This window comes from Occultella gossypii, from assembly GCF_019947135.1.
Classification (GTDB): domain Bacteria; phylum Actinomycetota; class Actinomycetes; order Actinomycetales; family Beutenbergiaceae; genus Occultella; species Occultella gossypii.
This window is the reverse complement of sequence record NZ_JAGSHT010000017.1, coordinates 107624-129103: the sequence shown is the minus strand read 5'-3', so window position 1 is coordinate 129103 and position 21480 is coordinate 107624. Positions and strand designations below refer to the sequence as shown.

General features: G+C 71.9%; 19 protein-coding genes. 7 read left to right on the top strand and 12 right to left on the bottom strand.

Features of this window, described 5'->3' with window-relative positions:
- Nucleotides 1–109: 109 nt before the first annotated feature.
- From KCQ71_RS18255 to KCQ71_RS18245, 3 genes are all read right to left on the bottom strand, one after another.
- Complete coding sequence (locus KCQ71_RS18255) at nt 110–895, bottom strand: helix-turn-helix domain-containing protein (protein WP_223408535.1); 786 nt, start codon at nt 893–895, stop codon at nt 110–112.
- Nucleotides 896–1190: 295 nt separating this feature from the next.
- The gene (locus KCQ71_RS18250; RefSeq protein WP_223408533.1) at nt 1191–2063 is read right to left on the bottom strand and encodes a sugar phosphate isomerase/epimerase family protein; all 873 of its coding nucleotides are present in this window, start codon (nt 2061–2063) and stop codon (nt 1191–1193) included.
- Nucleotides 2063–3226 (bottom strand): Gfo/Idh/MocA family protein, encoded by a 1164-nt coding sequence (locus KCQ71_RS18245; RefSeq protein ID WP_249423215.1) that lies wholly within the window; start codon nt 3224–3226, stop codon nt 2063–2065. Before KCQ71_RS18245 ends, KCQ71_RS18250 begins: the two co-directional genes overlap by 1 nt.
- A 238-nt stretch (nt 3227–3464) precedes the next feature.
- Here KCQ71_RS18245 and KCQ71_RS18240 point away from each other — a divergent pair, with 238 nt between their 5' ends.
- Nucleotides 3465–3755, top strand: a complete 291-nt coding sequence (locus KCQ71_RS18240) for an apolipoprotein A1/A4/E family protein (protein WP_223408531.1) — start codon at nt 3465–3467, stop codon at nt 3753–3755.
- An 88-nt stretch (nt 3756–3843) separates the two neighbouring features.
- On the opposite strand, the gene KCQ71_RS18235 is transcribed toward KCQ71_RS18240, so the two are convergent.
- The 3 genes from KCQ71_RS18235 to KCQ71_RS18225 form a co-directional block, all read right to left on the bottom strand.
- Nucleotides 3844–4866, bottom strand: coding sequence for a LacI family DNA-binding transcriptional regulator (locus tag KCQ71_RS18235; protein ID WP_223408530.1), 1023 nt, complete (start codon nt 4864–4866; stop codon nt 3844–3846).
- 137 nt (nt 4867–5003) lie between these two features.
- A complete protein-coding gene (locus KCQ71_RS18230) occupies nt 5004–5978 on the bottom strand; it encodes a GNAT family N-acetyltransferase (RefSeq protein ID WP_223408529.1) in 975 nt (324 codons plus the stop codon).
- 38 nt (nt 5979–6016) lie between these two features.
- Entirely contained in the window at nt 6017–7363 is a 1347-nt protein-coding gene (locus KCQ71_RS18225; protein WP_223408528.1) for an MFS transporter, read from the bottom strand.
- A gap of 100 nt (nt 7364–7463) precedes the next feature.
- Here KCQ71_RS18225 and KCQ71_RS18220 point away from each other — a divergent pair, with 100 nt between their 5' ends.
- Nucleotides 7464–8036 (top strand): ArsR/SmtB family transcription factor, encoded by a 573-nt coding sequence (locus KCQ71_RS18220; RefSeq protein WP_223408526.1) that lies wholly within the window; start codon nt 7464–7466, stop codon nt 8034–8036.
- Nucleotides 8037–8089: 53 nt separating this feature from the next.
- On the opposite strand, the gene KCQ71_RS18215 is transcribed toward KCQ71_RS18220, so the two are convergent.
- Nucleotides 8090–9286: an ROK family transcriptional regulator gene (locus KCQ71_RS18215; protein ID WP_223408524.1), complete on the bottom strand. Its 1197-nt coding sequence runs from the start codon at nt 9284–9286 to the stop codon at nt 8090–8092.
- An 80-nt stretch (nt 9287–9366) separates the two neighbouring features.
- Between KCQ71_RS18215 and xylA the strand changes: the two genes are divergently transcribed.
- The 4 genes from xylA to uppS are packed head-to-tail and all read left to right on the top strand — an operon-like array spanning nt 9367 to nt 13167.
- Nucleotides 9367–10548, top strand: a complete 1182-nt coding sequence (gene xylA / locus KCQ71_RS18210) for a xylose isomerase (protein ID WP_154792813.1) — start codon at nt 9367–9369, stop codon at nt 10546–10548.
- Between the two features lie 10 nt (nt 10549–10558).
- Entirely contained in the window at nt 10559–12007 is a 1449-nt protein-coding gene (locus tag KCQ71_RS18205; protein WP_223408522.1) for a xylulokinase, read from the top strand.
- A 1-nt stretch (nt 12008) separates the two neighbouring features.
- The gene (locus KCQ71_RS18200) at nt 12009–12365 is read left to right on the top strand and encodes a cupin domain-containing protein (RefSeq protein WP_223408520.1); all 357 of its coding nucleotides are present in this window, start codon (nt 12009–12011) and stop codon (nt 12363–12365) included.
- Nucleotides 12366–12420: 55 nt separating this feature from the next.
- A complete protein-coding gene (gene uppS / locus KCQ71_RS18195; RefSeq protein ID WP_223408517.1) occupies nt 12421–13167 on the top strand; it encodes a polyprenyl diphosphate synthase in 747 nt (248 codons plus the stop codon).
- A 13-nt stretch (nt 13168–13180) separates the two neighbouring features.
- Here the strand turns inward: uppS and tyrS are convergent, their stop codons facing one another.
- The gene (gene tyrS / locus KCQ71_RS18190; protein ID WP_223408515.1) at nt 13181–14383 is read right to left on the bottom strand and encodes a tyrosine--tRNA ligase; all 1203 of its coding nucleotides are present in this window, start codon (nt 14381–14383) and stop codon (nt 13181–13183) included.
- A 268-nt stretch (nt 14384–14651) separates the two neighbouring features.
- Here tyrS and KCQ71_RS18185 point away from each other — a divergent pair, with 268 nt between their 5' ends.
- Nucleotides 14652–15875: a glycosyltransferase gene (locus KCQ71_RS18185; RefSeq protein WP_223408513.1), complete on the top strand. Its 1224-nt coding sequence runs from the start codon at nt 14652–14654 to the stop codon at nt 15873–15875.
- On the opposite strand, the gene KCQ71_RS18180 is transcribed toward KCQ71_RS18185, so the two are convergent.
- The 4 genes from KCQ71_RS18180 to KCQ71_RS18165 are packed head-to-tail and all read right to left on the bottom strand — an operon-like array spanning nt 15844 to nt 21234.
- Nucleotides 15844–16785: an AEC family transporter gene (locus KCQ71_RS18180; protein ID WP_223408511.1), complete on the bottom strand. Its 942-nt coding sequence runs from the start codon at nt 16783–16785 to the stop codon at nt 15844–15846. The genes KCQ71_RS18185 and KCQ71_RS18180 overlap by 32 nt on opposite strands.
- Nucleotides 16782–17669 (bottom strand): NAD(P)-dependent oxidoreductase, encoded by an 888-nt coding sequence (locus KCQ71_RS18175; protein ID WP_223408509.1) that lies wholly within the window; start codon nt 17667–17669, stop codon nt 16782–16784. Before KCQ71_RS18175 ends, KCQ71_RS18180 begins: the two co-directional genes overlap by 4 nt.
- Nucleotides 17670–17716: 47 nt before the next feature.
- Nucleotides 17717–19639 (bottom strand): DUF6807 family protein, encoded by a 1923-nt coding sequence (locus tag KCQ71_RS27720; protein WP_223408507.1) that lies wholly within the window; start codon nt 19637–19639, stop codon nt 17717–17719.
- Complete coding sequence (locus KCQ71_RS18165; protein ID WP_223408505.1) at nt 19636–21234, bottom strand: glycoside hydrolase family 43 protein; 1599 nt, start codon at nt 21232–21234, stop codon at nt 19636–19638. The genes KCQ71_RS27720 and KCQ71_RS18165 overlap by 4 nt, the downstream gene beginning before the upstream one ends.
- Nucleotides 21235–21480 lie beyond the last annotated feature (246 nt).

Below are 21480 nucleotides of genomic sequence, written 5' to 3'. Positions count from 1 at the left end.
ATTTCGTGATCCGGGGATCGGCGAACGGCTGGTGGGTGTGCTCCCCGTCGAGCGGCCAGCCGGAGGGTTCCGGTTCCGATGAATGAGCGGGAGATGCGATGAGCGGGAGTCAGGTGCGGGTCACCCCCGGTGGGCCGGCCAGCGCCGTCTCGATGTCACGGCGGAAGTCGTGCAGCCACAGCCGCAGCGTGGCGGCATCGGCGACGTCGCTCGGCCCTGCCAGGGCCAGCGCCACGGGGTACTCCTCGCCGGTGTTCAGCGGGATGGCGGCGCTGGTCTCGCCTGGCTGCGACCACTCCTGCAGGATCAGGACGTCGTGGGAGGTGTGTTCCCTCGTCCACCGCAACACCTCCTCGTCGCTCTGCGGCACGCGGTCCTCGTTGCCTCGGCGGCCGTGGCGTTCCCGGGACGCGCGCAGCAGTGCCAGCGCCTGATCGTCGGGCATGTCGGCGACGAGCCGCAGGCCCGGCGCGGAGAGGAAGAGCGGGTAGTCGAGCCACCAGAAGTCGGCGGTCTCGCCGGCATGGGTGGTGGGCAGGAAGTAGATCATCTGGCCCCGCCAGAGCATGCCCAGTGAGACGTTCATGCCGCCGGCGCGAGCGGCGATGCTCTGCATGACGGCGCGGGGGCGGGTGATCAGCGGGAACTGGGCGCTGGCGGCCGCCAGCGAGAGCACGCCGAAATCGGGGGTGAAGCCGGCCGGCGTCTTGCGGGCGTATCCCACCTCGTTGAGCGTGGCCAGGATGCGCGAGATCGAGGTCTGGTGCAGACCCATCCGGTGCGCGATCTCGGTGGCGGTCAGCGGTACGCCCTCGGCGACGAGGAGTCGCAGCACCTCCAGACCTCGGGCGAGGGCCTGATTGTGCTGAGCCCCCATTGGCTGTGTGGTGCGCATGGCGACAACCTAGTACGCGTCACACGCATGGACAAGAGTGTTGGAGAAACTTGTGTGGACGGCACCGTGCGCACTGCGAGGCCCTGGAGGTGCGGTGCGCCCGAGGCTTTCCAGCAGTCCGCTCGGGCCGTGGTCCGCTACCTCGACCAGATGGCATCGGCGATCGGTGGCACGGCGAGAACTCCGGCGACGGCCAGCGCGACGCTGCCCAGGATCCAGACGACCCCCCGCCCGGGCTGCCACAGCCGACGGCGTGCATGCGGGGTGGTGGCAGTGGCCCGGCGCGCTGCCTGTTCTACAGGTGGGGTTGCACCAGCTTCGCGTACCGCTCCGCCATGGTGGCGATCGTCTGATCGCCGGGGGCGTCCCAGATCTGCTGGTTGAAGATCTCGACCTCCACGTCGCCGGTGTAGCCGGTCTCGGCGATCCAGGACGTGATCGTCGGGAAGTCGATGTAGCCGTCACCCATGAAGCCGCGGGAGAGCAGCGCGTCATCGGCCAGCGGGAGCAGCCAGTCGCACACCTGGTAGGACGCGATCCGGCCCTGGGCGCCGGCCCGAGCGATCTGCTCGCGCAGGTCGGGGTCCCACCACACGTGATAGGTGTCCACGACCACCCCGACGGTCTCGGACGGGAACTGCTCGGCCAGGTCCAGGCACTGCTTCATGGTGGACAGCACCGCCCGGTCCGCGGCGAAGATCGGGTGCAGCGGCTCCAGGACGATCCGGACGTCGTGCTCGGTCGCGAACGGGGCCAGGTCGGCGACCCGGTCCGCCACCCGCTGCCGCGCCGCGACCAGGTCACGGTCGCCGTCGGGCAGTGCCGGCCCGCCGGGCGCACTCGCCGCGCCGAGGCCACCGACCACCATGACCAGTTCGCGGGTACCCAGCGTCGCGGCCTCGACGATCGCGGCCCGGTTGTCCGCCAGGGCGGCCGTCTTGCCCGCCTCGTCCGAGGCGGTCATGAACCCGCCACGGCACAGCGAGGAGACCCGCAGCCCGGCGTCGGAGACGATCCTCGCCGCGTTCTCCAGGCCGGCCTCGGCCACCCGGTCGCGCCAGAGCCCGACGGCGGGCAGCCCGGCCCGCACGGCGCCGTCGACCGCCTCGGCGAGCGTCCAGGCCTTCGTGGTCGCCGTGTTCAGCGAGAGCCGGCTCAGGTCCGCCATCAGAGCGTGATGGGGGTGAGGTCGATGCGGCGGCCCTCGGCGGAGGAGGCCAGCCCGGCCTCGGCCAGCTGCACGCCGCGGGCGGCGGAGAGCAGGTCGTAGCGGTGCTCACGACCGGCGACGGCGTCGCGCAGGAACTCCTCCCACTGCAGCTTGAAGCCGTTGTCCAGGTCGTCGTTCGCGGGGACCTCGAGCCACTGGTCGCGGAACGGCTCGGTGACGGGCAGGTCCGGGTTCCAGACCGGCTTCGGGGTGTGCGCGCGCTGCTGGGCGACGCACTTGCGCAGCCCGGCGACGGCGGACCCGTGGGTGCCGTCCACCTGGAACTCGACGAGCTCGTCGCGGTAGACGCGCACGGCCCAGGAGGAGTTGATCTGGGCGATGATCTCCTCGCCGTTCGGGCCGGCGATCTCGAAGATGCCGTAGGCGGCGTCGTCGGCGGTGGCGTCGTAGGCCTCGCCGCGCTCGTCCCAGCGGGTGGGGATGTGGGTGGCGGTCCTGGCGACCACGGACTTCACGGAGCCGAGGATGCCTTCGAGGACGTAGTTCCAGTGGCAGAACATGTCCGTGGTCATGCCACCGCCGTCCTCCTTGCGGTAGTTCCAGGACGGGCGCTGGGCGGACTGGTGGTCCCCCTCGAAGACCCAGTAGCCGAACTCGCCGCGCAGGGACAGGATGCGACCGAAGAAGCCCTCGTCCACCAGGCGGCGCAGCTTCACCAGGCCCGGCAGGTACAGCTTGTCGTGGACGACGCCGGCGGTGACGCCGGTCTCGTTGCGGAGCCGGGCCAGCTGGATGGCCTCCTCGAGGGTCTCGGCGGTCGGCTTCTCGGTGAAGATGTGCTTGCCGTTGCGCATCGCGCGGGTCAGCGCGGCATAGCGGCGGGAGGTGACCTGGGAGTCGAAGTAGACGTCGATGTCGTCGGCGTCGATCACCGCGTCCTGATCGGTGGTCCATTCGGCGATGTCGTGCTTCTCGGCGATCTCCCGGACCGCGTCCGCGCGCCGGCCCACCAGGATCGGCTCGACCTGCACCTTGGTGCCGTCCTCGAGGACCACGCCACCCGCCTCCCGGATCGGCAGGATCGAGCGGAGCAGGTGCTGGCGGTAGCCCATGCGGCCGGTGATGCCGTTCATGGCGATGCGGAGGGTGCGGGTCGTCATCGGGATCGTCGTCTCCTGGGAATCGGTGGGGGAGTGAAGCACTCCCGCGTTGGAATGCGCTTTCCGTAGCGTACGGCCGGGGTCGGTGGACGTCAAGATCTGCCACTTCGGGTGAGTGCGGCGGGTGCGGATGGTCGTCGGCAGGGTGCTGGGTCGGCCTCCCCATTGTGGCCACCGCACCATCGCGCCATGCTGGGCCCGCACTGCAGCAACCGATGCGAACCCGGAGGACGAATCGATGTCGGACATGTTCAACGACTTCAAGGACAAGGCGAGCGAGGCGCTCGAGGGCGCGAAGAGCAAGGTCGGCCCCGCCGTCGAAGGTCTCGCGGACAAGGCCGGGGACGTCTTCGAGGACGTGAAGGAGAAGGCCGGGGACGTCTTCGAGGATGTCAAGGAGAAGGCCGGTGACGTGATCGAGGACGTCAAGGACCGCTTCGACGGCGACGAGGACGTCGAGGCGCCCGCCGCTCCGGCGCCCGCTCCCGAGGCCGATTCGGGTCCGGGGACGCCGACGCCGCCCGCCTGATCCGCCAGCGGTCGACGGGCGCGGCGCGCGTGCGCGCGCCCGTCGATCTGCCGGTCGCGGTGCGTCTACGTGCCGTAGTCGGGTGGGATCAGGTCCGCGGCGGCGTGGAGTCGCGCAGGACCACGGTGCTCGCGACCTGCTGGATGCGGGGCTCGAGCGCAGGCTCGGCCAGGGTCAGTTCGGTGGCGGCGGTCCCGACCTCGAGCAGCGGCACCCGCACCGTGGTCAGCGACGGCGTCAGGTCCCGCAGCGTGACGATGTCGTCGAAGCCGGCGATCCCGATCCCGGTGCCGACCGCGACGCCCGCATCGCGCGCGGCGGCCATGGCACCGACGGCCATCACGTCGTTGACGGCGAAGACCACGTCGACGGCGGCGCCCGACTCGAGCAGTTGGCGCATGCCCTCGTAGCCGCCGTCGCGGGTGAACGCCGAGCGCACGATGTGCTCGGGGGACAGTGCTGCGTCGTGGGTGGCCAGGCCGGCCGCGAACCCGTCCATCCGGTCCCGAGCGGTGAGGTGGCCGGCCGGGCCGGCGAGGGCCGCGAACCGGCGGTAGCCGGCGCCGTGCAGCGCCCCGGCCAGGTCCGCGGCCCCGGCGGCGTTCTCGATCACGACCGTGTCGACGTCGAACAGCGGCTGCCCGATCATGGCGACCGCACCGCCGCCGGCTCGGTAGGCGGCGAGGGCGGCTCGGAGGCGGTCGTTGACGGCCTCGTCGTCGGTCCGGCCACCCGCCATCACGATCGCCCGCGCCCGCTGGCTCTGGAGTACTTCGATGAAGGCGATCTCGCGCTCCGGGTCGTGGCCCGTGCTCGCGAGGGTGACCATGAGCCCGGCCTGCTCGGCAGCGGCGGTGACGCCGGCGGCGATCGAGGAGAAGTAGGGGTCCGCGATGTCGTGCACGATCAGGCCGATCGTGGTGGTGCGGCCGCGTGCCATCGCCTGGGCGTTCGCGTCCGGTGAGTAGTGCAGTGCCGCGGCCGCGGCGAGCACCCGCTCCCGCAGTTCGGGCCGGACCGTGCGGTTGGCGCTGCCGTTGATGGCGCGCGAAGCGGTCGCGAGGGAGACGCCGGCCTCGCGGGCGACGTCGCTGAGGGTGACCGAGGGCATGGCACCAGGGTAAGCGCTTTCACGGCCTTCGTGGGGAGGCGCCAGGGGGTGCTGGGCCGCGAGCGCGCGATTGTGCGGCGCACGGCCCGGATGTGCCGCACAAGCGCACGCTCGGTCTCGAATCCGAACTGCGACGGTCAGCTGCCCGGCTGGGCTGTACCTCGGATCCAGGCGGCTTCCTCGGGGATGAGGTCGCGCGGCAGCGGAATGGGTTCCGTGCCGCCGGGGACGCCGATCGCGACGATGGCGGTCCAGCTGCCACCCGGCGCGGGTCCGGGTACCTGCTCCATCATCTGGAACTCGGTGCGTTCGGTGAGGTGGGAGTCGATGAGGAGCACATCACCGTCGGCTGCCCGGCCGATCACTGCGGCCAGGCACGCTTCCAGGTCGGCTCGGGCGCCGGGGCCGGCGTACGGTCGGGACTGGAGTCCGAGCTCGCGTCCGCCGCTCGGATCCTCCGGGTCGGGCAGGTACAGCAGGGCCTGCGCTGCGAGCCGGTCGTGCCGCCGCAGCGCCACACTGGACACCGGATCGAAGGCGTTGTCCGAACCGGCGGTGAAGTCCGCGGCGAACTCTGTCTTGAGCCGGTCGATCGGCGCGGCCGGCGACCATGCCGCGTGCTGGGCTGTGTAGTTCTCGAGGAAGAGTTCGAGTGCCGCCTCACGCTCGGTGTTCCGGATCGGTCCTACCGAGCCCTCCGGCGGTGGTTGCGCGGCCGCCCACGCCCGCAGCTCGGGACCCACGAGGTACCGCCATGGCGGCATCGCCTGGATCGCGACGCCGCCGTGACGCTCGGCCAGAGCGCGCAGGTCCCGATCCGGCTCCGTGAGTTTCAGATGGAGGGGCAGCGATGAGACCGCGACCTGCGCACGGAGCAACTCGTCGTCGACGCCGTGCCCGCGAGCTTCGGGCAGCAGATCGACCACGAGCACACGCGAGGCGGGGTGGAAGTCGTTATCGATCCCGCGGCAGTGGCCGAGCACGCGTCCGTCCGGATCGACCGCGACGAAGGAACGCCGGTTGTTGCCACGGCGCCATCGGTCGGGCAGCAGGTCGTCGAACCTGTCCCGGGACCTCTCCACGTCGGCGGGGATGGCTGGGCGAACCTGCATGGCGGCCAGTAGACCACGCCACCCGGGCGTGGTGTTGGTCAGCCCCCGGTGCCGACGGCCGCATCCTCCATGGCGGCTCGGTCCGCGTCGGCCTGTGCCACCACGGCCGGGGTGACCCGGGCCATCACATAGGCGACGAAGACCAGGCAGACCGCGACGGTGCCGAGGAACACGGTCGGCAGCCCGAACGCCTCCCCGACCACGCCGCCGAGCAGGGCGCCGATGGGCATCGTGCCGTACATGAGAGTGGCCGACGCCCCGCCGACCCGCCCGAGCATGGCGTCCGGGATCAGGCGCTGGCGCATGGCTCTGGTGATCACGTTGCCGACCATGTTGGTGAAACCGACCACCACGAACGCGGCGCCGATCACCCACGCGTTCGGCACCAGGACCGGGACGGCGAGCAGTGCCGAGTTGACGGTCCAGACGATCGCGAGCAGACGCGTCTCGCTGACCCGTTCGAGCAGGTGCTCGGCCAGCACCGAGCCGAGCACGGCCCCGATCGCCACGGTCGTGATGAGGATCGCGTACATCTGCTCGGTGAGGCCGACGGCCGAGGTCGGCCCGACGAGCCACAGCACGAACACGGCGAAGTAGGCGGTGTTCGCCAGGTTCATCGCGGCCCCGGTGATCACCAGAGGCCGCAGCACGCGGTGACCGAGCAGGTAGCGCAGACCCTCCCGGATCCGGGCGCCCATCGACTCGGCGGGCGCCGCATCCTCGGACCCGCTGCGTCGCGCCCGCTGCGTCGCGCGGACCCCGCCCACATGATCGCCCGCCCGGTATGACCCCCGCAGCCCCAGGCCGATGCACCCGATCGCGATGCCGCAGAGCAGCCCCGGTACGCCGAACGCCCAGGCCGGCCCGACGGTGAGCAGGAAGCCGCCCAGCGGCGCGCCCACGAACTGGTTCGCGACCTGCTGGACGCCGAGCAGTCGGCCGTTACCGGAGGCCAGGCGTGACCGCGGTGTCACCGCCGGGATGAGGGTGCCCGCGGCGGTGTCCGCGAACACCTCGGCGGCGCCGAACACGAGCAGCAGGCCGAGCAGGACCGGCATGGTCAACGCATCGGCGAGTGCGGCGCCCGTCGCGAGGGCGAGCACCACCATGCGCAGCGCCATCGCCACGAGCATGATCCGGCGTCGATCACCGCGATCGATCAGCGCACCCGCGTACAGACCGAGCAGCAGCCAGGGCAGCCAGGTCGCGGCCGAGAGCAGCGAGATCCGAAGCGGGGAGGTGGTCAGCCCGAGTCCGATCAGCGGCACGGCCACCAGCAGGATCCCGTCGGCCAGGTTGGAGGAGGCGGTCGAGGCGAAGAGGGCGACGAACCGGCGTCCCAGGGGCACGAAGGGCTTCGGTGCGGTGTCGACTGACGCGGTCACGATGGTGCTCCTCGTAGACTGAGTAGAGAAAGCGATGCAGAGGAATCTATGCAGAGAAATCTCTGGAACTATAGCGCCGTGCGCGCGGGAGGGCAAGGACATGGACGAGCTCGCTCATGAGCCACGGCTGGACGCCGCGGCGATGAAGGCGTTCGCGCACCCGCTCCGGCTCCGGATGTTCTCGGTGCTCTCGAACGGCGGTCCGGCCACGGCCACCCGCCTCGCCGAGCGGCTCGGCGAGAACACCGCCCAGACCAGCTATCACCTGCGCCAGCTCGAGCGGCATGGACTCGTCGAGGAGGACACCAGCCTCGGCAAGGGGCGGGAACGCTGGTGGCGGGCCGCCTCGTTCAGCATGCAGCGCACCGACGATGCCGCCGGGCCGGTGCAGGCGCTCCTGCGTTCGGCGATCGTGGAGGACCAGGCGGCAACGCTGCAGGCCTGGCTCTCCGACGACTCTGCACCGAAGGAGTGGGTGGAGGCGTCCCTGGAGCAGTCCACTACCGCCGTTCTCACGGCGCCCGAACTGGCCGCCCTGAACCGGGAGGTCCAGGAGGTCGTCGACCGGCACACCTCCGTGGGCTCTGGGCGGGAGGCGCAGCTGCGCGAGGGGTCAGCGGGACTGCGCCGGATCAGGGTGTACTACGACGGGTTCCCGCTCCCGGCGGACTGACGGCTCGACCGTGCCCGGATCGCCACCGGGTCGAGGCCGGAACCGGGCGGCACTCAGGTGGAGGCGAGCCAGGCGCTCGGGTCCTCGATCACGGTCGCGAGTGCGGCGCGAGCCGCACCGGTGAGTGCGGGCCGGTCGCCCGCGACCGACGCGCGTACCTGCGCAGGTGCCCACGGCGCGGCGAGCACGCGCATGGAGAGCTCCCGCTCGAGCTCGGGCCGGAGGTGTTCGGTCAGCGGGGCGAACGTATTGCCCAGCACCACCTCCGAGACGTCGACGAGGTTGATGAAGGCCCCGACGGCGGTGCCCAGGGCGCGTGCCGCGGCGGCGACCGCGGCACGGGCGGCCGGGTCGCCCACGGCGAGGGCGGCGACGAGGTCCGGCGGGCGGGCGTCCTCGGGCAGGCCGGCGCGGCCGAGCAGGGCCGCTGTTCCTGCGTAGGTCTCCAGGCATCCCGTCGCGCCGCACCGGCACGCGGGTCCGGTCGGGTCCACGCAGACGTGCCCGAGCTCGCCGCTCCAGCCGTGCTCGCCGGCGAAGAACTCACCGGCGTGCACGATCGCCGCGCCGATGCCGACGCTGCCGGACAGGTACAGGAACGAGTCGCCCCCCGAACCTGCGGCCAGTTCGGCGCCGGCCGCGAACCGGGCCTCGTTGCCCAAGTGCAGTCGCCCGCCCGGGATCGGGCCGCCGAGCAGGTCCGCAGGGGTGACGTCGGTCCAGCCCAGGTTCGGTGCCCGCAGCAGCACGCCGTCGCGCAGCAGGCCCGGCAGGGCCAGGCCGGTTCCGGCCAGCCTCGTGCCGCCGGCCGTGGCCGCGGCCACCGCCTCGGCCCCCAGGGTCCCCAGTTCGGCCAGTACCTGCGCCGGATCGGAGCCGCGCAGGTCCCGCTCGCGCGTCGCCTCGCCGAGCACCGTCCCGGACAGGTCGAGGACCCGTGCACCCAGGTAGTCGATATTCACCTCGAGGCCGAGGGCGCCGACCGCGCCCGGGGCGGGCCGCAGGGGGATGGCCGGGCGCCCGGCGAGCCCGGCCGTCAGCGGGGCGTCCTCGGCAACGAGCCCGCCCTCGATCAGTTCGGTGACCAGGCGCGAGACCGTGGCCCGGGTCAGTCCGGTCGCCGTGGCCACGTCGGCCCGTGACGGCGGGGTCGGCGCGCTCATCACGGTCCGGGCGATCAGGGACAGATTGTGTTCGCGCAGCGTCTCCTGGCGCACGGCGCCGCCGCCTCGTCCACCGTTGCTCCGCATGGCCTTGACCCTAACCGAATCGATGGATAAGTTCAGCAGCACAACAAATCCGAATTTCACCCTGACTGAGGAGCCCCGCGATGGTGCGCACGCCCACTGCTGATGACAAGTTCTCGTTCGGCCTCTGGACGGTCGGCTGGACGGCCCGCGACCAGTTCGGCGAGGCCACCCGCCCGGCACTGGACCCACGCGAGTACGCGACGAAGCTGGCCGAGGTCGGGGCCTGGGGGATCACGTTCCACGACGACGACGTGGTCCCGTTCGGCAGCGACGACGCCACCCGCGAGCAGATCCTGACCGACTTCAAGAAGACCACCGACGAGGCAGGTCTTGTGATCGAGATGGTCACCACGAACCTGTTCAGCCACCCGGTGTTCAAGGACGGCGGGTTCACGTCAAACGACCGGTCCGTGCGTCGGTTCGCGCTGCGGAAGGTGCTCCGCAACGTGGACCTGGCCGCTTCCCTCGGTGCGTCCACGTTCGTGATGTGGGGTGGGCGCGAGGGTAGCGAGTACGACGGCGTCAAGGACGTCAACGCCGCCCTGAACCGGTACCGGGAGAGCGTCGACATCGTCGCCGCCTACATCAAGGAGAAGGGCTACGGCCTCCGGATCGCCCTGGAGCCGAAGCCGAACGAGCCGCGCGGCGACATCCTGCTGCCCACCGTGGGCCACGCGCTGGGCTTCATCGCCGAACTCGAGCACGGGGACATCGTGGGCCTGAACCCCGAGACCGGACACGAGCAGATGGCGGGCCTGAACTACACCCACGGCCTCGGCCAGGCGCTGTGGTCCGGCAAGCTCTTCCACATCGACCTGAACGGGCAGCGGTCCATCAAGTACGACCAGGACCTGGTGTTCGGTCACGGCGACCTGCTCTCCGCGTTCTTCACCGTGGACCTGCTCGAGAACGGCTTCCCGGGTGGCGGACCCACCTATGACGGCCCCCGCCACTACGACTACAAGCCGTCTCGTACCGAGGGCCTCGAGGGCGTCTGGGACTCCGCCCGGGCGAACATGGAGACCTACCTGCTGCTGGCCGAGAAGGCCAAGGCCTACCGGGCTGACCCGGCCGTGCAGGAGGCGTTCGTGACGTCCGGTGTGCTCGAGTTGTCCGAGAGCACCCTGGGCGAGGGCGAGAGCGTGGCGGACCTGCTCGCCGACCGGACCGCGTTCGAGGACTACGACGCCGATGCCGCCGGCGAGCGTGAGTACGCGTTCGTGCGGTTGAACCAGTTGGCGATCCAGCACCTCATCGGCTAGGTGTAGACCCATGACGTCGACGTCGCAGCAACTCGTGGCCGGGGTGGACTCCTCCACCCAGTCGTGCAAGGTGGTCATCCGGGACGCGCGGACCGGGGCGCTGGTGCGCTTCGGTTCCGCGCCGCACCCGCCCGGCACCGAGGTGGATCCCGAGGCCTGGTGGGACGCCCTCCAGGTGGCGATCGGCGCCGCGGGTGGCCTCGACGACGTCGGGGCGGTCTCGGTGGGCGGTCAGCAGCACGGCATGGTCGCGCTCGACGCCGACGGTGCGGTGGTCCGTCCTGCGCTGCTGTGGAATGACACCCGCAGCGCGCAGGCGGCCCTCGACCTGATCTCCGAACTGAGCGACGGCACGCCCGGCTCCGGTGAGCGGGCCTGGGCAGAGGCGACCGGAAGTGTGCCGGTGGCCTCCTACACGATCACGAAGCTGCGCTGGCTCGCCGAGCACGAGCCGGAGAATGCCGCCCGGGTCGAGGCCGTGGCGCTGCCGCACGACTGGCTGACCTGGCGCCTGGCCGGCGACGGGCCAGGCACCGACGGCCTGAGCCGGCTCACCACGGACCGCTCGGACGCCTCCGGCACCGGCTACTTCGACGCCGCCCGGAACGCCTACCGGTTCGATCTTCTCGAGCGCGCGTTCGGGCGCCGGATCGGCGTGCCCGCCGTGATCGGCCCCAGCGAGCAGGCCCGCAGCCGGGACGGCCTGATGCTCGGCGCGGGTGCCGGCGACAATGCCGGCGCCGCACTCGGCCTCGGGCTGGGCCGGGGTGACGTCGCGATCTCGATCGGTACGTCCGGCGTGGTCAGTGCCGTATCGCAGACCCCGACGGCGGACGCGTCCGGTCTGGTCTCCGGCTTCGCCGATGCCACGGGCCTGTTCCTACCGCTCACGGCCACCCTCAACGGCAGCCGGGTCCTGGACGCGATGGGTGTCCTGCTCGGGCGCCCCCACCGTGAGCTCGCCGAGCTCGCGCTGAGCGCCCCGGCAGGGGCGGACGGCCTGGTCCTGGTGCCCTACTTCGAGGGCGAGCGCACCCCGAACAAGCCGGACGCCACCGGCGCGATACACGGCGTCCGCCTCGGCAACACGACGCCCGCGCACCTGGCCCGGGCCGCCGTCGAGGGGCTGCTCTGCGGCCTCGCCGACGGACTGGACGCCCTGCGCGGCCAGAACGCCGAGGTGGAGCGGATCGTGCTCATCGGCGGCGCCGCCCAGTCCGAGGCGGTCCGGCGGATCGCCCCGAGCGTGCTCGGCCTGGACGTGACCGTGCCCCAGCCCGGTGAGTATGTGGCCGACGGTGCGGCGCGCCAGGCCGCGTGGGTGCTCCTGGGTGAGGACGACGCCCCGCAGTGGCCGCTCGCCGGGGAGAAGACCTACGGCGCCGAGGACGGGGCCACACCCGGCCTGCGCGAGCGCTATGCCCTCGCTCGCGAGATGACCCTGACTGCCGAGCGCTGACGTGCGTCGGTTCGAACTGCCACGGCGCACCATCGAGGCCTTCGAGAGCACCGGCGTGCAGATGGACTTCCTGCCCCGTGTGGTCGGCGCGACCGAGACGTCCGTGCACGTCGCCACCGTCGAGCCGGGTGGCACCATCGGCGTGCATCGCGCCACGAAATCGCAGGTGTTCGCCGTGATCGCGGGCGAGGGGCAGGTGGCGGGCGCCGATGGTCTGCGGGTCGCGTTGTCCGCCGGCCTGATGGCCATCTGGGAGGTCGGCGAGATGCATCAATCCTGGGCAACCACGGCGATGTCAGTGGTGATCGTGGAGTCGGATGGGCGGTTCGAGACGACCGAGCACCACCGAGAGCTGTAGCCCTCGACGCGGTGTCGAGCACGCAGATCAAGTGATCCCGGCCGATACTGGCGTGGTGAGGACCGAGGGCAGGCACTGGTGGCGGCCGCGTGAGGTCGGGGTCGGCGGCACACCGGAGCGCGTCCGCCCTCGCCATGTCGGCATCGTGATGGACGGCAACCGGCGGTGGGCCCGCGCGGCCGGCCTGTCCCCGAGCTTCGGACACCGGGCGGGCGCCGACCACCTCGGCGAGGTCCTGGACTGGCTCCGGGCGCGTGGCGTCGACCATGTCAGCGTGTTCGTCCTCTCGGCCGACAACATCCGAAAGCGTTCGGCCGGAGAGGTCGGCTACCTCTTCGAACTCATCGAGTCCGTGCTTCCGGCGACCGTCGAACGCTCGCAGCACTGGCAGGTCCACATCTCCGGCGACCTGACCCTGGTGTCCGAGGGGGCGCGCCGAGCACTACGACGCGCCGCCGAGGGCAGCCGGGGACGGGCCGGCCATCTCACGCTCGCCATCGGCTATGACCCGCACGCGGACATCGTCGCGGGCGTCCGCGCCGCGCTCGCGGACGGTGCCGCGGATCTGGACGGTGCGGACCTGGTCGAGGCGATCGGTGAGCGGATGCCGGGCGGCCCCGTGCGGGACATCGATCTGGTCATCCGGACCAGCGGTGAGCGCCGGATCTCGGGCTTCTTCCCCTGGCAGGCCGCCCGTGCCGAGATCATCTTCTCGCCGAAGATGTGGCCCGCCTTCACCGAGTCGGATCTCGATGCGGCGCTCGCGGAGTACGGCCGCCGACGTGCGGCGGCGAACGCCTGAACGCACCGGTCGATCAGGGAGTGCTCACCACCTCGAACCAGTTCCGGCGGCCGACCTTCAGGATGGCGCCGGTGGAGATCCCGGGCCGCGCGCCGCCGTCCCGCAGCGGCGATGAGTCGAGGGACACGGCGCCGTCGGCGATGAGTCGGCGGGCGGCGTTGCGCGAGAGTTGGGGTCGGGCAGCGATGACGATCTCGAGCACCGTGCTGGTCGGCGAGACGGTGAGGTGCGGGACGTCGTCGGGCAGTCCGCTGCCGGAGAACACGCGCGTGAACTCCGTCCGCGCCCGGCCGGACGCGGCCGAGCCGTGGTAGCGGGCCACGATCGCCTCGGCGAGGTCGAGTTTCGCATCGCGACTGCCCGCGCCGCCCTGCCGGGCTCGGCTCTCGAGCTCCTCGACGACGGCGTCCGGCAGGTCTGTGTAGACGCGCGCCCAGGCGCCGATCAAGTCGTCCTGAAGCGTCATCAGCCGCCCGAACTTCTCGGACGGGGAGTGCGCCAGGGCGACGTAGTTGTTCAGTGACTTCGACTGCTTCGCGCCGCCGTCCAGCCCGGGGGTGATGGTGCTCGTTTTGACCGTCTGCGGGCGCTGGCCGTGCTTGGCCTGCAGCTCGCGGCCGACGGTCTCGTTGAACAGCTGGTCCGAGCCGACGATCGTCAGATCGGAACCGAGTGCGACGCTGTCGTAGCCCTGCAGCACCGGGTAGATCAGCTCGTGGACACCGATCTCCTGACTCGCGCTGATGCGTGCCTTGAACATGTCGCGCGCGATGAGCTGCGCGTGGGTGACGAGGCTGAGTTCGCTCACCAGGTCGGCGATGGCCATCTCGCCGAACCACTCGGAGTTGCGGCGGACCTCGAGCACCTCCGGGTCGTCGCGAAGCACCATGGTCACCTGCCGCAGGAACGCCTGGGCATTGGTCTCGATCTCGTCCGGGGTGAGTACCGGCCGGGTCTGGTTGCGGCCGGTGGGGTCGCCGATCCGGGTGGTGGTGTCGCCGAGCAGGAACACGACGACGTGGCCGAGGTCCTGCAGGTACCGCATCATCCAGAGGTTCACGGCGTGGCCCAGATGCAGGTCCGGTGCGGTGCAGTCGACGCCGAACTTGATCCGCATCGGCCGTCCCGATGCGAGTCGATCGATCAGGTCGGTGTGGCCGAAGATCTGGTCGGTGGTCCGTCCCAGGTGCGTGAGCACGTCCTGGCCGTGGTTCATGTGTGGGTCCTCCTCGATGGTGCGCTCGAGCGAGGACCCGTGCAGCCACTCGCTCAGAGACGACGAAAGGTGAGGACCATGTGGTCCTCACCTGTGACTCTGGGGTGGCCGGCCGACTACGTCAGAGGCGCGCGGGCGAACGGCTCACACCAGAGCTGTTCGGATACACGCGACGCATCAGCACGTTCGGCAGCCTAGCGGATCGCTCGGGTCGTGGTGGCGGCAGCGGCGCAGGCGCCGCCTGCGCGGAGCGCACTACCGTGTGCAGATGTCATCTCTGCGGTTGGCGCTCGTCTGCCTGCACACCTCACCGGCCACGGAGCCGGGTGCCGGTGACGCGGGCGGGATGAACGTCGTCGTCTGGCAGCAGGCGCAGGCCCTCGCCGCGCTCGGGCACCGGGTCGACGTGATCACCCGGCGCTCCGACCCCGGCCAGCCGGAGCAGTCGACGCCGAGCCCGCACCTGACCCTGCGGTTCCTCGACGCGGGGCCGCCGGAGCCGCTGCCCAAGGGTGCCCACGAGGACGTCATGGCGGAGTTCGGTGCCGCGTTGGGACAGCTGGCTCGGCCGGGGCGCTACGACCTCATCCACTCCCACCACTGGTTCTCCGGGATCGCGGCGCTGCCCCTCGCGCGGGTCCTGGGCGTACCGCACGTGCAGAGCTTCCACTCGATCGCGGCCCCGGAGTCCACCCCGCTGTCCGCGGGGGAGCGGCCCGAGTCGCCCGGGCGCCTCGCCGGGGAGGCGATGCTCGCGCGCGAGTCCGACCTGGTGGTCGCGATCAGCGCCGCCGAGGCGCGGACGGTCACCACCCACCTCGGCGGCGAACCCGGCCGGGTGGTGATCGTCGGACCCGGCGTGGACAACAACCTGTTCCACCCGGACCTGCGCCACCACGAGGACGCGGGTCCGCAGTCCCAGGACCCGGGGCACCTGCTGGTGGCCGGCCGGCTGCACCCGCTCAAGGGCATAGACCTGGCCATCGAGACCCTCGCGCTGCTGCCCGAGCCCCGGCCACTGCTCGTGATCGCCGGTGACGCGGCCAGCGACACCGCCGCGTACGCGCAGAAGTTGCGCACCCTGGCCCGGGCCCGCGGTGTCGAGGCGTTCGTGCAGTTCGCCGGGGCGCAGCACCGGGCCGACCTCGCGGCCCTGATGCGCACCGCACGCGCCGTCCTGGTGGTGTCCCACTCCGAGACCTATGGCCTGGTGGCCCTCGAGGCCTCCGCCTCCGGCGTGCCGGTCGTGGCCGCCGCGGGTGCCGGCGGGCTCGCCGAGGCGGTGGTCGACGGCGTCACCGGTCTGCTCGTGCCCACCCGGGACCCGGGCCACTGGGCCGCCGCGGTCGGGCGGATCCTGACCGAGCCAGGGCTCGCCGGCGCCCTCGGGCGGGCCGGACGGGAGCGCGCCCTCGGCCTGGACTGGGAGAACTCCGCCCGGGACCTGCTCGCCGCCTACGTCAGTGCATCAGGGCGACGACCACGATCATGACCGGTAGCGACAGCACCGTGGTGACCAGCTGCGCGTCCCGCGCGATCGCTTGCCCCTGCCCGTACTGGAGGGCGTAGACCAACACGTTCTGCGCCGTCGGGAGTGAGGCCATCAGGACCACCGCGAGGGTCTCGTCGGGACTGAGCGAGAGGGCAGCGGCGATCCCGAAGGCGAGCAGTGGGTGCACTACGGCCCGCAGCGCGGTCACCACGATCAGGTCGGCCAGCGGGGCGCGCGTGGCGACCGGCCGCTCGGCCGCGCCGGAGCCCTTCTTCGACCCGACCAGGGAGAGCCCGAGCGTGATCAGGGCGAGCGGCGCGGCGGCAGCCCCGACCAGCCGGAACGGCTCCAGGACGAACTCGGGAGGCGACCACGGCAGCACCGCGAGCACGATGCCGAGGCCGGCGGCGATGGTGACCGGGTTCGTCAGCGGGCGCAGGATGAGCTGGCGGCGGGAGGCGCTGCCCGCGGGCCGGGTGTCCAGGATCGCGAACGCCACCGGCGCCAGCACGAGCAGCTGCACCAGGAGCACCGGCACCACCGGCACGGCGGTGCCGAGCACGTACACGGCGAGCGGCAGGCCGAGGTTGCCGGCGTTCAGGTAGGAGCTCGACAACGCACCCACCGTCGCCTCCCCGGTGCTGCGGTGCAGCACGAACCTGAAGATCACGCCCGCGCCGCCCGCAACCATCAGCGTGGCCAGGACCGTGGTCAGCGCGCTGGAGGTGAACAGCAGGCCCAGGTCCGTCTCGGCGATCGTGGTGAGCAGCAGCGACGGCGTCGCCACCGTGAACACGAGCTTCGCCAGCACGAGCTGCGCGTTCGGACCGAGGACCTTGGTGGTGCCGAGGATCCAGCCGATGACGGCGATCACCGTCATCGTGCCCAACGCGATGAGGATCCCGCTCACGAGGCGGACCGCTCCTCGAGGTAGCGCTGCACCACAGACGAGTCCAAGTGGCCCAGTCCGGCGGTCACGACGCCGGCGAACACCTCCTGCAGGAACTGCACGTGCTCGGTCGGGCCGCCGGTCAGCCGTGCCTGCGCCAGTGCGAAGTCGAGGTCCTTGATCATCAGACGCGCTGCGCTCGCAGGTTCGTGGTCGTGGGCGACGAACCTCGGGCCCTTCACCTCCAGGAGCCTGCTGCCGGCGTAGCCACTGCCGAGGACGTCGAACAGCGCTGCCAGGTCCAGGCCGGAGCGTTCGGCGATCACCGCGGTCTCCGCGAGAGCCACCGTCGTGGCCGCGACGATCAACTGGTTGCACGCCTTGGCCACCTGGCCCGAGCCGAGCGGGCCGAGGTGGACGGCGCGCCCGCACGGGGCGAGCAGGTCCAGGACGGTCGCCGCGTCCTCCTCCGCGCCGCCGACGAGGATCGACAGCGTCCCGGCGGCGGCGCCCTCCTTGCCGCCGCTCACGGGCGCGTCGACCACCCGCACGGCGCCACCCGTACGCTCGGTGAGCGCACCGGCCAGTGCGCGGACGCCGTCGGGCGACGAGGTCGAGCAGACCACGAGCAACAGGTCACCGGTGCGCCCGGCGAGCAGGCCGTCCGGACCTTCCAGCACCTCCCGCAGCTCGGGCAGGTCCGGCAGCACGGTGACGATGACGGCGCACTCGGCGGCGAGGGCCGCGGGCGTCGCCGCCCAGTCCGCGCCCGCCTCGAGGAGTTCGGCCGCCGAGTCGGGGCGTCGCGCCGTCACGAGCAGTCGGTCATCATCGCGTCGGGCGGAGAGCAGGTGCCCGGCCATCGGCGCGCCCATGGTGCCCAGACCGATCACGCCGAGATTCATGGTCGGCAACCTACCGCCGATGCGACGCCCGCCAGCGGACCGGCCGATCAGTGGACGCCCGGCAGGCTCGGCAGCAACGACTCGATCTCGTCGCGGCCCAGGGCGCGGTCGACCAGGAGCGCATGCAGCTCCAGCCGCAGGTCGGCCCCTTCGTCGACGGCGAGCGGCGTGTCCCAGGCCAGCGCCGGCCCGACCCCGAGGTAGTCACCGGCGCGGGCGAACCACGGACGCACGGCGGGCCCCTGGATCAGCAGGGCGGTCCAGGCACCCTCCTCGCCTGATCGGGACACGGCCAGCCAGGGGGACGTCGAGCCGTGCGCCGCGTCCTCGCCCTCACCGTCGCTCACCAGCAGCTCGGCCGCGCCACCGGGCGGGAACCGCCAGAAGATCCCGCCGTAGCCGGCGCCCGGTCGGCCGGACGTGGCCGGGCTCTCGATGGTCAGGTCCCGCGCGGCACGCAGGTCGCTGCGCCACGACAGCTGCCACCCGTCCGCGTCGGGGCGGGCGGTGGCGGTCAGGGTGCGGTTTTCTCCGATGAGTACCTCGCCCGCATGGGAGTGCCACGCGAGATGCTCGGACAGGGTGGCGCCGGTCAGGGACATGTCGTGCGGGATCTGGGCGCCGTGGTTCTCGAGCAGGGTCGGGCCGGCGCCGCGCACGAACGTGCGGCCACCCCAGAACGACGTGCCGTTGACGGCCGGGACCGCGAGCGACAGCCCGTACTGGTGTCGGTGGTCGACCGGGCTCTGCTCCGTGAGCATGGTGCCCGCGAGGGTGTAGATCGGGTGCAGGTAAGGGCGCGGGGCGTGCACGTCGGGCATCGCGGCGTGGCGTTCGTACCGGGCCAGTTCGAGGCCGTCCACGCCGAGGACCCCTACCTCGTCGTCCCGGCTCCAGAGCAGCACCCCCGGTGCCGCCGGGGTCGCGGGCACCTCGGCGCCGGTGACCTCGGCGGACGGGCCGCTGCGTGCGCGGGGAACCGGACCCGAGCTGGCCCGCTCCACCAGGCGTGGCCGGAAGTACAGGGAGGGGCGCTCGGCGCCGCCGAGGATCAGCTGGTGCAGCTGTTCCCAGGCCTGGCGGCCCAGTTCGGCCTGCGGCACGGCCATCGTGGTCAGGGCCGGCGTCGCGTACCGGGCGAACGCGATGTCGTCGAAGCCGACCACGGAGATGTCCCCGGGCACGTCGACTCCGGACTCGTTGAGCTTGCCGAGCAGCCCGAAGGCGACCAGATCGTTGTAGGCGAGGACTGCCGTCGCCCGGGAGTCGAGTACCGCGTCGAGGGCCGCGTAGCCGTCCTCGATCATCGCGCCGCACGGCTCGTAACGGATGCTGATGTGCGGGTTCTCTCCCTCCAGGGCGCGCAGTGCGCCGAGCCGGACGGTATTGGAGGTGCTGTTCTCCGGTCCGGCGAGGTAGATGAGCCGGGTGTGCCCGAGCTTGATCAGGCGCTGGGTGAGGGTGCGGATGCCGTCGGCGTAGTCGACCGAGAGCACGGGCACGGAACCGTCCTCCGGGTCCCGGTTCACCACGACCACGGGCCCCGCGGTGGCGAGGACCTGGGCGAGATCAGCGTCAGGCATCCGGGGCGAGCACAGGATGAGGGCGTCGCAGCGTCGCCGGGCCTCGATGGCCAGCTCGAGCTCGCGGCCCGGGTCCTCGATGCTGTCCGCGACCAGGACCCGGTAGGAGTCTCGGGCCGCAGCCTGGTTGGCTCCGCGCAGGATCTGCTGGAACATCGGGTTCGCCAGGTCCGGCACCAGCAGCGCCACGGTCTGGGTGCGGCCGAGGGACAGGCTGCGGGCGACGGTGCTGGGGCTGTAGTTGAGCTCGGCGGCAACGGTGCGGACCCGCTCGGCCAGATCGGCACGGACCGTCGACCGCCCGTTCATCACGCGGGACACGGTGGCCCGGGAGACGCCCGCGGCGTCAGCGACCTCGGCGATGGTGGCGACCCGTGGGGTGTTCACGCGGTCACCTCCGCCGTCGACGCGTGGGCATGGTCGTGGACCTGGGCCGCGTACGTCGCGGCGTGCGTGCTGAGCGTGACCGGGCCGAACCGGGCGCGGACGTCCTCGTCCGTGCCGACCGGGGCGGCGGCGAAGAGGCCGAGCTCGGCGCCGATCCACCGGCCCGGGCGGACCGCGAAGCCGTCGACGGCCGGCACCCAGTCCGCTGTACCGGGGAGCCGGTAGGCGAGGTCGGCGGAGCCGGCGCCGTCGCTGGTGAGGCGGATCTCGATCGTGGCCGAGGCGGGCTGGTCCGCGCGATGCACGCGCTCCTCGGTGACGCCGTCGAGCAACCGGCCGGCCGCCACGGTCACGCCGTCGTCGGTGTGCTCGAGCCCGAGCCAGCAGTAGGCCCGTCCGAGGACCACGAGCCCTGCGCGGGTGCCGGGGACGCCGTCGGGCAGGCTCAGGCTGGTGGTCGCGGTGACCGGTTGGCCCGGGAGGACCTGACCGAGCACGTTGCCGAGGCTGCGCAGGTCGCCCCGGTCGGCCGGGACCGCCGTCAGGGCGAGCGCGCCGGAGCCGTCCGGGTGCGCCCAGTGCGGTGCCGGGTTCGCCTGCCAGTGCCACTGCGGCCCGAGTTCGGCCGCCGTGAAGTCGTCGCTGCCGTCCGGTCCGTGGCCGGCCTGCACGGTTCCCGGGACCGGGGCTTCGTGGGAGAGCACGGGCTGGCCCACGCCGTCGGGCCCGGGCTTCCCGAGCACCGGCCAGCCGCCGGCGTCCCAGGCCATCGGCTGCAGGTGCACCACCCGGCCGTACGGGCCGCGGTCGGAGAAGTGCAGGAACCAGTCGGCGCCGTCGGGGGTGTCCACCCACGCGCCCTGGTGCGGACCGTTGACCGGCGAGTCGCCCTGGGCGAGCACGATCCGGTCCTCGTAGGGCCCGAAGGCGTCGCGGGAGCGGAACGCGGACTGCCAGCCGATGCTGACGCCGCCGGCCGGAGCGAAGATCCAGTACCAACCGTTCCGCTTGTAGAACTTCGGTCCCTCGAGGGTGGTGTAGCCCGGTAGCGCGTCGCCGTCGATGACCGTGCGTGGGCGGCCGACCGGGCGGCTCAGGTCGGACGCCACCTCCACGACCGTCAGCCGGTTCTTGACCCCGGCCCGGCTCGCGGCCCAGCCGTGCACCAGGTAGGCGCGGCCGTCGTCGTCCCAGAGGGGGCAGGGATCGATGAGGCCGGAACCGGCCAGCAGCAGCGTGGGCGCGGACCACGGGCCGGCCGCCGACCGGGCTCGGGTGGAGAAGATGCCGTGGTCCGGGTCCGGATAGACGATCACCAGGTCCTCGCCGTGCCGCCGGATCGCGGGGGCCCAGATGCCCTCGCCGTGCCGGGGGAGGCTGAAGTGGTCGTCCGGGGGCACGGCCGCGAGGGCATGCGAGGCGATCGCCCAGTTCACCAGGTCGGGAGAAGTCAGCACCGGCAGGCCGGGGGCGCGGTTGAAGCTGGAGGCAACCATGACGTAGGTGTCACCGTCGCGGATCACGTCCGGATCGGGCCAGTCCGCGTCGAGGACAGGGTTCAGATACCGCCCGGGCGGCGTGGTGGTCATCGGCATCGCGTGTCCTCCGGATCGTGAGGTCTGCGTGCAGAGTACCCGATCAGAAACCGGTTCCACATCGAACGGCCGCAATCGCATGCATCGCTCGCACATGTAGCACGCAGGGTGGAGCCAGTCGCTGCAGGGTTCCGAAAGCTGTCGAACGCCCCGATCGGCATATCCACGCGCACCACGGTGTGGCAATCGTTCGACTGATCTGACCCTCACGCGAGTCCTTCGTGAGCCGTCCCGGAGGGGAAACCG

What these genes read in the sequence shown, in the direction of transcription:
- KCQ71_RS18205 (WP_223408522.1), top strand. Translation starts at nt 10,559, where the DNA reads ATGACGTCGACGTCGCAGCAACTCGTGGCCGGGGTGGACTCCTCCACC.
- KCQ71_RS18185 (WP_223408513.1), top strand. Translation starts at nt 14,652, where the DNA reads ATGTCATCTCTGCGGTTGGCGCTCGTCTGCCTGCACACCTCACCGGCC.
- KCQ71_RS18245 (WP_249423215.1), bottom strand. Translation starts at nt 3,226, where the DNA reads ATGACGACCCGCACCCTCCGCATCGCCATGAACGGCATCACCGGCCGC.
- KCQ71_RS18230 (WP_223408529.1), bottom strand. Translation starts at nt 5,978, where the DNA reads ATGCAGGTTCGCCCAGCCATCCCCGCCGACGTGGAGAGGTCCCGGGAC.
- xylA (WP_154792813.1), top strand. Translation starts at nt 9,367, where the DNA reads ATGGTGCGCACGCCCACTGCTGATGACAAGTTCTCGTTCGGCCTCTGG.
- KCQ71_RS18175 (WP_223408509.1), bottom strand. Translation starts at nt 17,669, where the DNA reads ATGAATCTCGGCGTGATCGGTCTGGGCACCATGGGCGCGCCGATGGCC.
- KCQ71_RS18255 (WP_223408535.1), bottom strand. Translation starts at nt 895, where the DNA reads ATGCGCACCACACAGCCAATGGGGGCTCAGCACAATCAGGCCCTCGCC.
- KCQ71_RS18165 (WP_223408505.1), bottom strand. Translation starts at nt 21,234, where the DNA reads ATGCCGATGACCACCACGCCGCCCGGGCGGTATCTGAACCCTGTCCTC.
- KCQ71_RS18235 (WP_223408530.1), bottom strand. Translation starts at nt 4,866, where the DNA reads ATGCCCTCGGTCACCCTCAGCGACGTCGCCCGCGAGGCCGGCGTCTCC.
- KCQ71_RS18250 (WP_223408533.1), bottom strand. Translation starts at nt 2,063, where the DNA reads ATGGCGGACCTGAGCCGGCTCTCGCTGAACACGGCGACCACGAAGGCC.
- KCQ71_RS18240 (WP_223408531.1), top strand. Translation starts at nt 3,465, where the DNA reads ATGTCGGACATGTTCAACGACTTCAAGGACAAGGCGAGCGAGGCGCTC.
- KCQ71_RS18215 (WP_223408524.1), bottom strand. Translation starts at nt 9,286, where the DNA reads ATGCGGAGCAACGGTGGACGAGGCGGCGGCGCCGTGCGCCAGGAGACG.
- KCQ71_RS18220 (WP_223408526.1), top strand. Translation starts at nt 7,464, where the DNA reads ATGGACGAGCTCGCTCATGAGCCACGGCTGGACGCCGCGGCGATGAAG.
- tyrS (WP_223408515.1), bottom strand. Translation starts at nt 14,383, where the DNA reads ATGAACCACGGCCAGGACGTGCTCACGCACCTGGGACGGACCACCGAC.